12 protein-coding genes are annotated in these 15,818 nt (G+C 64.0%); all 12 read right to left on the bottom strand.

Annotation, left to right across the window (positions count from 1 at the left end):
• Nucleotides 1-13: 13 nt before the first annotated feature.
• Nucleotides 14-1,246 carry an ethanolamine utilization protein EutH gene (eutH, locus tag QCL51_RS10170; protein WP_103444252.1) on the bottom strand — a complete coding sequence of 411 codons (1,233 nt, stop codon included), beginning with the start codon at nt 1,244-1,246 and terminating at the stop codon, nt 14-16.
• Nucleotides 1,247-1,399: 153 nt separating this feature from the next.
• The gene (locus QCL51_RS10165) at nt 1,400-2,248 is read right to left on the bottom strand and encodes a helix-turn-helix transcriptional regulator (protein ID WP_103463137.1); all 849 of its coding nucleotides are present in this window, start codon (nt 2,246-2,248) and stop codon (nt 1,400-1,402) included.
• Nucleotides 2,249-2,301: 53 nt separating this feature from the next.
• Complete coding sequence (locus QCL51_RS10160; RefSeq protein WP_021782057.1) at nt 2,302-3,714, bottom strand: aminotransferase; 1,413 nt, start codon at nt 3,712-3,714, stop codon at nt 2,302-2,304.
• A 34-nt stretch (nt 3,715-3,748) separates the two neighbouring features.
• The gene (locus tag QCL51_RS10155; RefSeq protein ID WP_338444809.1) at nt 3,749-4,852 is read right to left on the bottom strand and encodes a polyamine ABC transporter substrate-binding protein; all 1,104 of its coding nucleotides are present in this window, start codon (nt 4,850-4,852) and stop codon (nt 3,749-3,751) included.
• Between the two features lie 208 nt (nt 4,853-5,060).
• The gene (locus tag QCL51_RS10150) at nt 5,061-5,762 is read right to left on the bottom strand and encodes an NAD(P)H-dependent oxidoreductase (protein ID WP_103462358.1); all 702 of its coding nucleotides are present in this window, start codon (nt 5,760-5,762) and stop codon (nt 5,061-5,063) included.
• Between the two features lie 98 nt (nt 5,763-5,860).
• On the bottom strand, nt 5,861-7,051 hold the full coding sequence (locus QCL51_RS10145; RefSeq protein WP_021782060.1) for a pyridoxal phosphate-dependent aminotransferase: 1,191 nt from the start codon (nt 7,049-7,051) through the stop codon (nt 5,861-5,863).
• A gap of 24 nt (nt 7,052-7,075) precedes the next feature.
• Complete coding sequence (alr, locus tag QCL51_RS10140) at nt 7,076-8,305, bottom strand: alanine racemase (protein WP_103469781.1); 1,230 nt, start codon at nt 8,303-8,305, stop codon at nt 7,076-7,078.
• Nucleotides 8,306-8,339: 34 nt separating this feature from the next.
• Nucleotides 8,340-9,947 (bottom strand): 5-guanidino-2-oxopentanoate decarboxylase, encoded by a 1,608-nt coding sequence (locus QCL51_RS10135; RefSeq protein WP_103444249.1) that lies wholly within the window; start codon nt 9,945-9,947, stop codon nt 8,340-8,342.
• Entirely contained in the window at nt 9,940-12,057 is a 2,118-nt protein-coding gene (locus tag QCL51_RS10130; protein ID WP_330509209.1) for an acetate--CoA ligase family protein, read from the bottom strand. Before QCL51_RS10130 ends, QCL51_RS10135 begins: the two co-directional genes overlap by 8 nt.
• A 17-nt stretch (nt 12,058-12,074) precedes the next feature.
• Nucleotides 12,075-13,235, bottom strand: coding sequence for an acyl-CoA dehydrogenase family protein (locus tag QCL51_RS10125; RefSeq protein ID WP_330509207.1), 1,161 nt, complete (start codon nt 13,233-13,235; stop codon nt 12,075-12,077).
• A 33-nt stretch (nt 13,236-13,268) separates the two neighbouring features.
• Nucleotides 13,269-14,063 carry an enoyl-CoA hydratase-related protein gene (locus QCL51_RS10120; RefSeq protein ID WP_330509205.1) on the bottom strand — a complete coding sequence of 265 codons (795 nt, stop codon included), beginning with the start codon at nt 14,061-14,063 and terminating at the stop codon, nt 13,269-13,271.
• Nucleotides 14,064-14,301: 238 nt separating this feature from the next.
• Nucleotides 14,302-15,708: an amino acid permease gene (locus QCL51_RS10115; protein ID WP_021782066.1), complete on the bottom strand. Its 1,407-nt coding sequence runs from the start codon at nt 15,706-15,708 to the stop codon at nt 14,302-14,304.
• Between the last annotated feature and the right edge of the window lie 110 nt (nt 15,709-15,818).

Raw genomic sequence — 15,818 nt, 5'->3', positions numbered from 1 at the left:
ATGACGCTTTTGCTCAGGACGGCTCGGCCACCCCCTTGCAGACACCTGCGGCAGCGTCCTGACGCCCCAACTCCTGCGCCTTGGGCACCGCCAGCCAACTGGCCAGCAGCATGGCGATCAGGCCGCCACTGAGTTTGCCTATCATCAACGGCAGTATCAGCGAGGGCTGGAAGTTGGCGGAGAAGGCCATGTGGTCGCCAAAGGTGAACGCGGCGCACACAGAGAAAGCGATCACCAATACCTTGTCCTTGGGCGGCATTTCGCTGACCAAGCGAAACATGGCCAGGATATTCGCCGAGGCCGCCAATACCCCGGCCGCACCGACACCAGACATGCCAAAGCGCGAGGCAACCCGTTCGATTGGCCGCGCCAGGAAGCGCTTGAGCAAGTGCACCATGGGGAACGCCCCGCACAGCATCAGGCCGATGTAGCCAGCAATTTCCAAGGCGCGAAACTGATCATCGGCATCGGCGATGATCGGCGCAAAACCCCAGCTGCCGAACAGGTGGCTGAACAGGCCGGTGAAGTACTGCACGATGGACGCTACCAGCACCAGAACCACGGCGATGTACATGAACTGGCCGAGCTTGAGGAACAGGTACACCATCAGTGTGGGGAAGTAGCGCAATGCTGCTGCCAGGGCAATGCAAAACAGGATCAACGGCATCAGGTTGCGCAGCAGCATTGCCCAGGTGAAGTGCAGTGCCTGGGTAGCGGCGCCAGTGGTAGCGATGTCCGGACGCACGCTCAGGCCAAGCGCCTGCATGGTCATGGCAATGATCATGATGCTCAGCGGAATGGTCAGCAGCCCGGCCATGATCCCCAGTGCCATGTACTTGTGGTCGGCCTTGCGCAGCATGGCCAACCCGACCGGAATGACGAAGATGATGGTGGCGCCGCACTGAAAGCCGGTGATCAGGCCTAGGATCCAGCCTTCCTGGCTTTGCGCCAGCGCTTTGGCTAACTGGTAGCCGCCCATGTCCGAGGCGATGAAGATGGGACCGGCGATGCCAGGGTCGGCCCCGATGGCCTGGAACAGTGGCGCGATCACATGACTGATACCAGCTGAAATGTACGGGATCGCCGCCATGATGCCGGCTACCGGGATAAAGATGGGGCCGATGCTGTGCAGGCCGGCGATGAACTCCTGGCCCAGTTCGCCTTCGGGGTTGTAGATGGATGCCAGGGCACCCAGTACCGCGCACACCATGATGACGTAGATGACATAGGTGCCGATGCTTTCCATTTGCCGCCTCATTTTTAGAGTTTTGGGTTGGCAGGACTGAAATGTAACGGGGCATCGTTGTTGTTATGGCTTGAGCATGGCGCGCCCCGTCGAGGGTTAAGCTATGCGGCAAGGTGCAGGGCTGTCCATATACCGGGAGGTATAGAAAATTGATCACCGCGTTACGCTAAGGATTTCCAGCTGATCACCGCGTAACCAGTCGATAAACCGTGCAAACAACTCCGATTGCGAGTTGATCTCAAGTTTCATGTACAGGTTCTTGCGGTGCATGCGCACGGTCTCCGGCGAGATACCCAGCTCCAGCGCGGTAGATTTCACCGAGTGCCCGCGCAAGATCATGTGCGCCACTTCCCGCTCGCGGTCGGTCAGCACCTGGCAGCCAAAGCTGTCGAACGCTGCCTGCAGGCTGCCACGCTCGGTTGATGCAGCGCCCGGTTCCAGGTTGTGCCGGGCATAACGCCCCAGCAGTTCGCGCACCATCGGCTCCAGCGCACGCAACAGGTCGACCTGCCCGGCATTCAGGCGCTTGCCGCTGCAGCCTTGGAACAGGCTCAGCGACAGCTTGCGGCCTGGGCTGAGGTCGACGATGTAGTAGCTGTCTTCACTGCAACCTGTACCCAGGTAATAGGCCTTGTAGTAGTCGCTTTCGAAGAAGTTGTCGGGGGCGATTTCCTGCAGGTGGTAGAAACCTTCGGCCAGGCCGCTTTGCACGGCAAGGCAGAAAGGGTCCAGCAGGTAGCCGGCACTGAAATAGCGCTCCAGCACGGCGGCCCGGTGCCGTTCGGGGATGCCTTGCTGGTACAGCAACTGCGGTGCCCGCCCCTGGCACTCAAGGCTGATCATCATCGACTCCACCTGCACCAACTGGCCGATGGCAGCGGCCACATACTCCAGCGCCTCGGGGGTTTCGCCATGGGCCAGGGCGCGTTGCAACGCCGCGTGCCACTGCTGCAGCGCGCCCATTGTGAGGGTAAGCGGGGTGTCGGGAGAGGCCTGGGTCATGCCCGGCAGTCTAGCCTGCCAGGCACGCCCGCGCACAGCCCTTTGCGCCAGGTTCATCGGCCTTGGTACAGGCCAAGTGCCGTGAGTTCACGCGCGGTTTCGAGGATGCACTGGCGCAGGGTCTCGACGATCTCGTCCACCTGTGCATGGGTGATGATCAACGGAGGCGACATCACGTTCAGGTGCATGATCGGACGCACCAGCAAGCCTTTTCCCTGCGCCTTGCTGTGGATCCGCTCGCCGATGTTCACCTCATCGGCGAACAGTGCCTTGCTGGCCTTGTTGGCGACGAACTCGACACAGGCCATCAGCTTCATGCAGCGCACATCCCCCACCAGCGGCAGCTCGCGCAGGCTCTGCAAACGTTGCTCAAGGTATCCCCCCACGTCCTTGACATGATCGAGCAGTTGCTCGCGCTCGATGATCTCGATGTTCTTCAGCGCCGCCGTGCAACACACCGGGTGGCCGCTGTAGGTGAAACCGTGGGTGAAGCAACGGCCCTTGCCCGGCTCGGCAATCACTTGCCAGATGCGCTCGGAAAAAATACACGCGCCCAGCGGCAGGTACGCCGAGGTCAGGCCTTTGGCGGTGGTGATGATGTCTGGGGTGACGCCAAACAGTTCCTCGCTGGCGAAGAAGGTGCCCAGACGCCCGAACGAGGTCACCACTTCGTCGGCGACGAACAGGATGTCGTAGGTCTGGCACAGCTGCCACATGCGCTGGAAGTAGCCCTCGGGCGGAATGATCACCCCGCCCGAGCCCATGATCGGCTCGGCGAAGAACGCCGCCACGTTGTCGGCACCCAGCGAAAGGATCTTGTCCTCGAACTCCGCTACCAGAAAGTCGAGGAACTCCGCCTCGTCCATGTCGTCTGGCGCGCGGTACGGGTTGGGGTTGGAGACGTGGTGGATCAGGTCGTGGTGGTAATCGAACTCCGGCACCCGGTCGGCGGCCTTGTTGCCAATCGACATGGTCAGGGTGGTGGAGCCATGGTAGGCGTTGTAACGGGCGATGATGTGCTTCTTGTGCGGCTTGCCGCGGCAGTTCTGGTAGTACTGGATCAGCCGGTAGGCCGTATCGACCGCGGTCGAGCCGCCCGTGGTGAGGAACACATGGTTCAAGTCACCCGGCGCCAGCTGCGCGAGCTTCTGGCACAGTTCGATGGCGACGTCGTTGGCCATGTCGGAGAACGGGTTGGAATAGGCCAGCTGGCGCACCTGGTCAGCGATGGCCACGGCCATTTCCTCACGGCCCAGGCCAATGTTGGTGCACCACATGCCGCCGACGGCATCGAGGAAACGGTTGCCATGGGTGTCGCGAATGTAGGCGCCCTCACCGGCGACGATGTTCAATGCACCTTGCTCGCGGTGCTCGTCGAACACATGGTAGCCGTGCATGTAGTGGGCCTTGTCGGCGTCCACCAGCGGGTCGTGGGCAATGGCGAATGCTTTGCTTGGGGTGGCCATGGGCAGCTCCTTGGCGGGAATCGTTGGGCGGTGTTCAGAAACCGGTCTTGACCGTGCTCCAGACCCGGGTGATGGCGCGCATGTCCTTCGGGCTCTGGGTTTTCTGTGCGAACAGCCGTTCGCGGGTGGGTGCGTCGGGGTAGATGGCCGGGTCCTGGCGAATGTCATCACGCACCAGCGCGGTAGCGGCAGCGTTGCTGTTGGCGTAGTGGATGTAGTTGGTGACCTTGGCCATGGTCTGCGGCTGCAACAATAACTCGATGAAGCGGTGCGCGTTGGCCGCGTGCGGCGCATCCTTGGGGATGTACAGGTTGTCGAACCAGATCAGCGAACCTTCCTGGGGGATGAAGAACGACAGTTTGATGTCCTTCTTCGCTTCCACCGCGCGGGCCTGGGCGGTGGCATAGTCACCGGACCAGGTCAGCGCCAGGCAGACATCGCCGTTGGGCAGGCTGGTGAGGTAATTCACCGAATCGAACTTGCGAATGTAGGGGCGGATGCCCAGCAGCAGTTGCTCGGCCGCCTTGAGGTCGGCAGGCGACGCGCTGCGTGGGTCCTTGCCCAGGTACTGCAGGGCCAGCGGAATGACCTCGGTGGGCGCGTCCATCAGGGTGACGCCGCAGTCGGCGAAGCGCGAGACGATCTTGGGGTCGAACAGCATGGCCAGCGAACCGATCGGCGCGTCGGGCATGCGCGCGGTGATCTTGTCGACGTTGTAGGTTACCCCCGAGCTGCCCCAGGTATAGGGCGCCGAGTACTTCAGGCCAGGGTCGTAGCCCTGCAGGTTGTTGACCACCTGCTGATCGAGGTTTTGCCAGCTAGGCAGTTGCTGCTTGTCCAGTGCCTGGAACACGCCGGCGCTGATCAGCGGGGGTACCAGCGCGGCATTGAGCATGACCAGATCGTAGCCGGAACGGCCGGTGAGCAGTTTGGTCTGTACCGTTTCGTAGCCATCAAAGGTGTCGTAGATGACCTTGATGCCGGTGGCCTTCTCGAAGTCGGCCAGGGTGGTTTCGCCGATGTAGTCGGTCCAGTTGTACAACCGTAACGTGTTACCGCTGTCCACCTCTGCCGCCTGGGCCAGGCTGGCGCCAGACGCCAGCAGCAGACCGCCCATCACCTTCAGTACCTTGCGCATGGCAACTCCATCGTGTGAGTGCTCCGGATCGAGCCGATGAGTTCACTATCGGTGGATTCGCCCAAGGGTGACATACCCCGAATGTGTGGGTAGCCGTATTTAGTGCTGCTCTCAGGGAACAACCGCTAATGCGTTGACTTAGCGAGGGCTCCAAAGGCTGGGCAACCTTCTGCAGGCTTACCGCCAGCCTTGAGAGCAGCGTGGGGTGTCAGCTGAGGGGGTACAACGCTTCATCGAACTGTGCCAGGCGCGGGAACACCAGAGGTTGGTCGTCCGAGAGCTGCTCCAGACGCTGCCGGTATTGCTGCAGAAAGTCCTGCCGCGCATCAGCACTGATGTACGGCACATGCCACGCCACGAACGGCGGCAGCACCTCGAACCCGACATAGGCCAGCGTGCCACGCAGAATCGGCCGCAGCATGTCTTCCAGCGGCCCGTGAATCGCGCCGTCGCCAAACATGTGCTCGCGCCCGCCCAGGGTCACGGTCACCAGCGCCCTCTTGCCGGCCAACCCGCCCTGGTCGTAGAAGCGCTTGCCGCCATAGCACACCCCCGACACCAGCACCCGGTCGATCCAGCCCTTGAGCATGGCCGGTGCCGAGAACCAGAAAATCGGGAAGTTCAACACCAGCAAATCGGCCCACAACAGTTTGTCCAGCTCCTGCTGGATGTCTGCGGCAAGGGCACCGCGCTTGACGCCCTGACGCTGCTCCAGCGCATACACGAGGTACTCGGGGTTCTCGCGCTGGGTAAAGTCATCGGCACTGGCCACCGGGTTCCAGCCCATCGAGTACAAGTCGCTGACCTGCACCTGATGGCCTTGGGCGCGAAAGGTTTCCACCGCCTGATCACGCAGGGCAGCCGTGAACGATTGCGGCTCGGGGTGAGCATGGACGATCAGTACATTCACAAGCATTCTCCTCACACAAAACAGGTTATCTTGCCGCAGTGGTTCAGCAGCACGCGCCTTCCTCCAGACCCAGGCGGCGCGTACGCTGGACAGTGTGCTCACGCATCATTCTGCCCGTGCATCAGTTCGCCGGCGCAGCGGGCAATGCGCTGGCAGGCATCGACCAGCGCCTCGTTGCTCAGCACCAGGCCCAGGCGAATATGCCCGGCAGCGCTAGGGCCGAATGCCTCGCCGGCGAGCACCGACACGCCCTGGCTGTCCAACAGGTAGTCGGCGAAGGCCTGGGCGCTAACGCCGGTTTCACGGATGTCGACCATCACGAACATGCCACCATCAGGCTTCAACGCCTTCAGGCCCGGGCAGCCGGCCAACTGCTCGCACACCAGGTCGCGCCGCTGGCGGTAGGCTTCGCGCATGGCGTCCAGTTCGGGCAACGGGTGCTCCAGCGCCACCATGGCGGCATCCTGGATGAAGTCCGGCAAACCGTAGAGCATGCACAGGGCGAGGTTTTCCAGATGCGTGGCCAGCGCTGTCGAACCAACCACCCACCCCATGCGCCAGCCGGTCATGGCATGCGATTTCGACAGGCTGTTCAGCGTTGCGGTGCGCTCGGCCATACCCGGCAGGCTGCCGGGGCTGACATGCTCGCCTTCATACAGCAGCTCGCTGTAGACCTCGTCAGAGATCAGCCACAGATCATGGGCAACGCACAGTTCGGCCAGCGCTTCCCAGGTGGCACGCGGCAGGCTCGCCCCTGAAGGGTTGTGCGGGCTGTTCAGGGCCAGGGCGCGGGTGCGCGGGGTAATGCACTCGGCGACGTCACGCGGGCACACGCGAAAGCCATTCTCGGGCTTGACCGGTACCGGCACCACCTTGGCGCCGCAGGCACCGAACACGGCCTCGTAAGTGACATACATCGGTTCGGCAACGATCACCTCGTCGCCTGGGTCGAGTATGCACTGGGCCACGCAGAACAACGCGCACTGGGCACCCGCCAGCACCGTCACCTGGTCGGCGCTCACCGCCTGGCCGCTGCGTTGCCGGTGACGGTTGGCGATGGCCTGGCGCAGCGCCAGCTTGCCGCGTACATCGGCGTAATGGGTATGGCCAGCGCGCAGGCTGTCGATGGCCGCCTCGACGATAGGCGCGGGCGTGTCGAAGTCCGGGTCACCCACCGACAGCAGCAGGATGTCCTTACCCTCGGCCTGCAGCGCCAGGGCGCGGTAGTGGATGTCCCAGGCCGCGGCCCCGTCGCCGGCGATGCGTTGGGTGAGCTTGGCGTAGCGCATGGCAATCTCCTTTCAATGGCAATTTCAGTCGACGAGCATCTTCGGGTTGGAACTGCCCCATACGGTGTACAAATCGGCGAGCAACGCGCCGTTGATTTCTTCCATCTCGGCCTGGGTGATTTCGCCCCCGGCCTGCTTGCCGAACAGCACCACTTCGTTACCCCCCTTCACATCAGGGAAGTCCGTGACATCGACCATCAACGTGTTCATCGACACCTTGCCCACGACCGGCACACGGTGGCCGTTGATCAGCACATGGCCCTTGTTGGTGAATACCCGGCGGTAGCCGTCGGAGTACCCGACCGTAATGTTGGCCAGGCGCGAATCACGGGCCAGGGTGAAGGTGCGGTCATAGCCCACGGTGTTGCCGGCCGGATAGCTGTGCACCGCCGCCACGCGCGATTTGAACTGCATTGCACGTTTGTACTCGGTACGCCCCGGCACGGTGTCGCCGAACAGCGCGCCCCCCGTTCGTACCATGTCCAGGCGCGCTTCCGGCACTTCCAGCGTAGCGAACGAGTTGGCGGCGTGCAGGGTGAGCTTGCTGCGGTCTAGCCTGGCGTGCTTGATCAACCAGTCGGTCTGCTCGTTGAATGCCGCCAGGCCCTTGCGTACATCGTCCTTGTCTTCCACGGCGAAGTGGGTCATCAGCGCAACCAGTTCGAGGTGCTTCTGGTCGGTGATCTGCAGCGCTTCACCGCGGCCGGACCAGGTGGCCATTTCCACCCCGTTACGGCTCATGCCGCTGGAGTTGAACGCCAGATGGATGCGCAGGGTCTTGCCATGGCGCGCGGCGATGGCATCGGCCTGGCGGGCGAACTCAGCGCTGCCCACCAGCTCTTCCATGTCGTACTGCAAGGCATCTTCCAGCTCGCTCAGGCTGGCCGCACGGACCCGCACCAGTTGCCCGGTGAAGCCGCTGGCGCGGACCACCCGGGCCTCCTCGTTGCTGGCCACCGCTACGCAGGGCACGCCCTGGGCGATGATCGACGGCATCACCAGACCGATACCATGGCCATAGGCATCGGCCTTGAGCACGGCGCACAGCCTGGACTTGCCAGCCAATTCAGCCTGCAGGGTGCGGATGTTGTGTTGCAGGGCGCTGGCACTGACCTCGACCCAGGCGTTGCTGTTTTGCACGGTCAGGGCGTTGGTGCCGTTGTCCATCGACAACGGGGGTGCCGCATACAGGGGGGCCTGGCCGGTGATCAGAAGTACCAGGGATGCAGCCAGAAGGGTACGGCGAAAGGGCATGGTGGTTACTCGTGTTCTTGTCGTTGTGCGCGCCTTAACAGACGCAGGTGTGTTTGAGTTCGATGAACGTCACGCCGGGTGTGGCGAAGCCGCTGGCCAGGTCGGCCTGCAACGCGTCCAGGTCGCGTGGCTGGTGCGTTGTGCAACCGAAGGCGCGGGCCAGGCCGATGAAATCCGGGTTGCGCGGTAGCACGCCGACCGGCTCGATATCCAGGCCGAGCATATCGTCGCGGATCTGGCCGAGGGCGTCATTGTTCCAAAGCAGTACCACCAGCGGCCGGTGCAGCTCCTCGACGGCAGTGGCCAGTTCCTGCGCGGTGTACAGGAAGCCGCCATCACCCACCAGTACCAGGCCGGGGCGGTGGTCGCTGGCGAACATGCCACCAATGCCGGCCGGCAGGCCGTAGCCGAGGGTGCCGTAGCCGGTGGGGTGTAGCCAGCTACGTGGTGCCCGGCTGGCGAAGGCGTAGTTGCCGGTATAGGCCAGCTGGGTCATGTCGCTACTGATGAAGGCATCGTCGGGCAGTACGGCGGCGATACGGTCCAGAATGGCCTGGTGCGTGGCCTGCAACGGGGCATGCCCACTGCGGATGGCCTGGCGCAGGTTGGCCACCGCCTCACTGGACTGAGCCGGGTCACGCTGAAGTGCGGGCAGGTGTTCGAGCAAACCGTCCACGGTTTGCCGGGCATCGCCCTGCAGGGCAATGGCACAGGGGTAGAAATCGTTGAACTTGCGCGGGTCGATGTCGACGCGCAGCAGCTCGCCGCGGATCGGCAGGCGCTCGCGCCAGAAGTCGGTGTCGGCCATTTCGGTGCCTACGGCAAGCACCACATCAGCCTGGCTGATCAACTGCCAGCCGGGTTCGACGCACAGGCTGGCGCCGGCATTGAGTGGCGCGTCTGGCGGCAGCAAGCCCTTGCCGGCCACGCTGGTGAACAGAGGCGCCGCCAGCCGTGCACTGAGTTGCTGCAACTGTTCAGCCGCGTGCAACGCGCCCCCACCGGCAATGATCATTGGCCGCTTGGCGGCGGCGAGCTTCAGGGCAGCCTGTTCGAGGGTTTCGCGGCACGGCTGGCCACGCCCCGGCCGGCGTACCACCTCATCACTCCAGTCCCGGCTGACCGATGCCGCCAGCACGTCCAGGGGCACCGAAATATGCACCGGGCGCGGTCGTTCGCTATCGAACACTGCCCAGGCACGCGCGATCAGCTCGGGCAAGTCGTCGCCCCGCAGGGCCACCGCAGAAAACGCAGTGATGGGCGCAGTCATCGCGCGCTGGTCCTGGGTTTCATGCAGGCAGCCCCAGCCCTTGCCCAGGCTGGCGGTGTGGTTGACGCTGGAAATCACCAGCATCGGCACCGAGTCGGCATAGGCTTGGCCGATGGGGGTGGCGACGTTGGTCACGCCGGGGCCGGTAATGACGAAGCACACCCCCGGCTTGCCACTGACCCGCGCATAGCCATCGGCCATGAAGCCGGCGCCCTGCTCGTGGCGGGTCAACACATGGCGAATGCCGCTGCCCGGCAGGCCACGGTACAGCTCAAGAGTGTGTACCCCGGGGATGCCGAACACGGTCTCCACGCCGTAGTTGGCCAACAACCGCACCAGCGCCTGGCCGGCAGTCAGGGTAAGGTCATTCATGTCGTTCTCCTTGCGCCTGGCCGAGGCGGATCAGCGCGTCGACCGCGGTGGTGCCATTGGCACCGACCATCAATGGGTTCACATCCAGCTCCAGCAACTGCCCGGCGTTTTCGCAGGCGTAATCGGCGACTGCGCGGATGGCCGAGACCAAGGCATCGAGGTTGGCGGCCGGACGGCCACGGAAGCCTTGCAGCAGGCCGGCACTGCGCAGGCTAAGCAGCGCCGCCCGGATGGCGCTGTCGGTAGTGGGCAGCAACAGGCTGACACTGTCCTTGAGCAGTTCGACCAGCACGCCGCCGGCACCGATCACCAGGGCCAGGGCAAAGTCGTGTTCACGCTTGATGCCCACTATGAGCTCGGCCAAGGGCGGCTCGGCCATGGGCTCGAGCAGTACCTGGTCGAACGCGACGTGCGGGGCGTAGGCAGCGATGCGCTGGCGCATCTGCACCAGTGCAGCTTGCAGGGCGCGGGCATCGCGCAGGTTCAACGCCACGGCGCCAGCTTCGGTCTTGTGCGGCAGCTGCGCGCTGACAGCCTTCAGTACCAGCGGGTAACCCACGCGGGCGGCGTCTGCCACGGCGCATTCGGGTGTACTCAGCACGCCCGCAGGCACGGGCAGGCCGAAGGCGCGCAGGGCCTGCTTGGATTGCCATTCGTCCAACAGTCGGCTTTCGCCCGTGAGGGCCTGGGGGCACAGCGGTACCCGCGCAGCCTCGCCCTGGTCCAGCAACCGCTGGCGGCTCCTTTGGTAAGCGACGATACGGCCCCAGGCCGCCAGTCCGTCTTCCACGCCCTGCAGGGCAGCGATGCCCCGTGCATGCAGGCGCTCACGCGCACTGGCAGGCAACAGTTCCGGGAAAGCCGAAGTGACGAAGCCGATCTTGCCGTGGCGTTCAACGGCATCGCAGTACAACCCCAGCAGCAGGTCGCATTCCTTGCGCTCGCCAGTGAACGCCGCCGGGTAGTCCAGCACCAGCATCGCCGCGCCCGCGGCGCCGCTCAGGGTGCTGTCGAGCATGCGTTGCAGGGCGGCCTCATCGCCCCAGATGGCAGTGGTGAAGTCCAGTGGGTTGACCAGGTTGGCATAGCGCGGCAACACCTCCGCCAGTGCCGCCACCTGCCCTTGCTCGAGCTTCGGCAGTTGCAACTGGTTGCGTTCGGCATAGTCGGCAATCAGCCCGGCATCGCCGCCTGAGCAGGCCAGCGCAACCAGCTCGCCATCTGCCGGCAAGCGTCCGCAAGCTGCGGCCTTGAGCGTTTCGACAAAGCTCACCGGGCCGCTGACGCGGATCACCCCCAGGCGCTGGAACAGGCTGTCGTACAACGCATCGGAGCCAGACAACGAGCTGGTGTGGCTGAGCGCCAGTTCAGCGCCGATCTGCGAAACGCCCGTCTTCAATGCAATGATCGGCGTGCCCTGCTGCAAGGCCTTGCACGCGGCGCGGGCGAAGCCCGGCACGTTCTTCAGGCCCTCCAGGTGCAGGCCGATGGCGGTTACCCGTGGGTCGTCGAGCAGTACATCCATCAGCTCGGCCACACCCAGTTGCGCCTGGTTGCCGACCGAGGCCATGTAGGCCACCGGCAGGGAGCGGTCGCTCATGGACAGGTTATAGGCGAAGTTGCCACTTTGCGTGAGGATCGCCACCCCCTTCTCCACCTGCTGGCCACCATGCGCCACCGGCCACAGGGCGGCACCGTGCAGATAGTCGAGCAAGCCATAGCAGTTGGGGCCGAGCAAGGCCATGTTGCCGGCGACGTCGAGCAGGCGTTGCTGCAACTGGTAGCCCTCCTCCCCGCTTTCGGCAAAGCCAGAGGCATAGCAGATGGCGCCGCCGGCCCCGCGAGCAGCCAGCTCGGCAACACACTGCAGGGTCAGCTCACGGTTGGTGGCGATGAATACTGCGTCCGGGGCGTAGGGCAAGTCGGCCACCCGTGCCACGCAGGGGATGCCTTCGAGGCTTTCATGCTGCGGGTTGACCAGCCACAGCTCACCGGCAAAGCCACCTTCGGCGCATCGCTTGAGCGCCCGCGCCATGCTGCGCCCGCCGATAAAAGCCAGGTGCCGGGGCGCCAGCAGGCGCTTGAGGTTGTCACGAATCGATTGCGACATGGGTGTTCTCCTGGCGCTCAGCGCAGCAGCGGGCGCAGCAGTTCGCGGGCGATGATATGCCGCTGGATTTCCGAGGTGCCCTCCCAGATGCGCTCGATACGCGCGTTGCGCCAGATGCGCTCAACCGGCCCTTCATCCATCAGGCCCATGCCACCGAAGATCTGCACCGCTTCGTCGGCGACCTTACCCAGCACTTCGCTGGCAAACAGCTTGGCCATGCCGGCCTCACCGTCGGTCATGTTGCCCTGGTCCATCTTCCAGGCGGTGTGCAGGGTGAGCATCTCGGCCGCGCGGATCTGCGTGGCCATGTCGGCCAGCTTGAACGACACCCCCTGATAGCTGCCGATGGCCTGGCCGAACTGCTTGCGGTCGGCGGCCCATTGCAGTGACAGGTCGAGGGCGCGCTGGGCCTGGCCCACGCAGTTGGCGGCGACCATCACCCGGCCGGCGGTAAGCCAGGCGTTGGCCACTTCCCAGCCCTTGCCGACTTCGCCCAGCACCTTGCTGGCCGGCACCCGGCAGTCGTCGAAGAACAGCTCGTAGGTGTGATAACCACGGTTGCTCACGCACTTGGGACCACGGCGGATGGTCATGCCCGGCGTACCCCGGTCGACCAGCAAGGCGGTGACCGCATTGCGCTTGCGCCCGTTGTGCTCGTAGGTGTCGGTGACAGCGAAGACAATGGCGAAATCGGCGTGGCCCGCGTGGCTGATGAAGTGCTTGCTACCGTTGATGACAAAGTCATCGCCCTGGCGCACGGCGCGGGTCTTGATGGCGTTGGCATCAGAGCCGGCGCCCGGTTCGGTGAGGGCGAAGCAGTCGATCTTCTCGCCCTGTACACACGGCAACAGGTAGTCGTTGATCTGCTCGTCCTTGCAGGCCATGAGGATTTTCGACGGCCGCGCAACGAAGACATGCAGCGCCCAGGACACCTTGGACAGCTCACGTTCGATCAGCGCCTGGGACAGGTAGTCCAGGCCGCCCCCTCCCACTTCCTCGGGCATGTTGAAGGCATAGAACCCGGCAGCGATGGCCTTGCCACGGATCTGCGCTGCCAGCTCGGGTGACACGGCGTCGGCGCAGTCCACTGCTTCCTCATGGGGCAGCAGCTCTTTGGCAACAAAGCTGCGTACCGCTTCCACCAACATTTCTTGTTCTTGGGTCAGTTGGAAATTCATCTGCGAAGGTCCTGATGAGGGTCGGGTATCGGATTACTGGCCGGTAAAACGGGGGGCGCGACGTTCCACCGAGGCTTGCAGGGCCTCGGCGCCATCCTGGCTGCGGCCACACAACAGGCCGGCGTGGCGCTCGGCTTCCAGCTGTTCAGCCAGCGTGCGCCGGGCACCGTCGCGTATCAGCCGCTTGGTTTGCGCATAGGCGAAGGTCGGGCCGTTGGCCAGGCGCCCGGCCAGCTCGGCGACGACGGCAGGCAACTGCTCGTCGGCACAGACTTCGCTGACCAACCCGGCGGCCAGGGCGCGATCGGCGCCCCACAACTCGTCGAGGAACAGCAGACGCTTGGCCTGCTCGCTACCGATCAGCCGTGGCAGGTGCCAGCTGGCGCCAGCATCGGGGCTGTAGCCCATGCTGGTGTAGCCGGCCTTGAAGCGCGCCGAGGCGGCGGCGATGCGCAGGTCGCAGCACAGGCTGAGGTCCATGCCACCACCCACAGCGGTGCCGTTGATGGCGGCGATGGTGGGTTTGTCGAGGCTGTGCAGGCGCAACATCAGGGCATGGGCAGTTTCGGTCCAGCCGTAGCTCTCCAGGGTGCCCGCCGCTTCGGCGGCTGCCCATTCGGCCAGGTCGGCGCCAGCGCAGAAGCTGCGGCCGCTGCCGGTCAGCACCACCACGCGAACGGTGGGGTCGCTGGCATGGCTGTCGAGCAAGGCGTGCAGTTGCTTGAGGGTGGGAATGTCCAGCGCGTTGCGCTGCTCGGGGCGGTTGAGGGTGATCCAGGCAACGCCAGCTTCGACCTTGCTCAACAGTGGCGACGACGGGGTAGTCATGGGGGCCTCGGTGTTGTTGTGATGGTTTTGGAGGGCTTGACGAGAGAGATACTAAACGAGTGTTCAGCAAGGCGGGATGGGCTGTTACAACTTCGCACAACTCGGTGTTTGGCGTTACACAAGGGTGTTCGTCATGACGGCTTTATGGCCTGTGAGATCGCGCGCCGCACAGGCGGCGCAAGACCTCACAGGTACTGAAAATGCAGCGACCAACACCTGCCGCCGACGAGCTACGGCATCAAACCCTTGGTGCGCTGGGCTCGAAGGCCCCCTGCCGGCGGCGGTTGACGAAGAAGTACGCCGCATAGCACAGGGCAATGAAGCCAAATCCCCAGTACAGTGACGGCCGCTGGGTTTCATCCAGCGCCAGGAACACGAACAGCGAACTGCACAGGGTGATGCACAGCAGCGGCACCAGTGGGTACAGCGGCGCCTTGTACTTCAGGTCCTGCACTTGCCCGCCGTCGCGCAGCCAGGCCTTGCGGAAGCGGTACTGCGCCAGGGCGATGACGATCCAGGTCACGGTGCCGGACATACCGCTCACCGCCATCAGCACCATGAACAGCGTGTCAGCCGCAACGAAGCTGGTCATCAGCGAGATCAGCGCAAAGCACAGGGTGATGCTCAGCGCCCGCAGCGGCACGCCACGCTTGCTCAGCGGCGACAGGCTTTTCGGTGCCATGCCAGTCTTGGACATGGCCCAGAGGATACGCGTGGAAGCATACAACCCGGAGTTACCCACCGAGAGGATGGCCGTGAGGATGACGAAGTTCATCAAGTCGGCGGCGTAAGGGATGCCGACCATGTCGAACACCTGCACGAACGGGCTTTCCATCAGCCCGGCCTGCTCGTGCGGCACAATGGCCGACAGCACGGCAATCGCCAGCACATAGAAGATCAGCACGCGGAACACCACGTTGCGCACCGCCCGCGGGATGCTCTTTTCCGGGTGCTCGGTCTCACCGGCAGCCACCCCCATGATTTCGCAGCCCTGGAAGGCATAGACCACGGTCATCATCACCGCGAACACTGCCGACAGGCCGTGGGGGAACAGCGACTCGCCCACCAGATTGTTCAGCATCGGTGCGGGTGCCCCACTGCTCAGAGGGATGGCACCGAAGATCACCAGCAGGCCAATGACGATGAAGCCGAGGATAGTTGCCACCTTGATGCCCGAGAACCAGTACTCGGCCTCGCCAAAGGCACGCGTGGCCAGGGCGTTGAGGCCGAACAGCACCACCACGAACAGTGCCGACCAGTACCAGATCGGCACCTCCGGGAACCAGCGGGTCATCAACATGCCGGCAGCGGTGAACTCCAGGCCTACGGTGGTGGCCCAGCTCATCCAGTACACCCAGCCGATCATGAAGCCGGTGGCCGGGCCAATGTACTTGGTGGCGTGGGCCTGGAACGAACCGGACACCGGCATCTGCACCGACAGCTCACCCAGGCAGACCATCACCAGGTACATCAGCAAGCCCGCGACCAGGTAAGCCAGGATCGCGCCCACCGGCCCCCCCTGATTGATGGTTACGCCCGAGCCCATGAACAGGCCGGTGCCAATAACCCCACCCAGCGACAGCATGAAGATGTGTCGGCTTTTCAGGGCGCGGGTGAGCTGGATCTTTTCAACGCTGTCAGTCATGGCACACCTCGCCTTTGCGGCCGGTGCGTGGGAGGGTTCGAATGAGGGGATGAGCGCTACGGCATGTCATTATTCTTGTCTCCAATAAGCCTCATGGACCGCGTGCAACA

Origin of the sequence: Pseudomonas sp. LTR0 (genome assembly GCF_036630035.1) — a bacterium.
Classification (GTDB): Bacteria; Pseudomonadota; Gammaproteobacteria; order Pseudomonadales; family Pseudomonadaceae; genus Aquipseudomonas; species Aquipseudomonas putida_Y.
The sequence above is the reverse complement of the archived record's forward strand: the minus strand, read 5'-3'. Positions and strand labels throughout refer to the sequence as shown.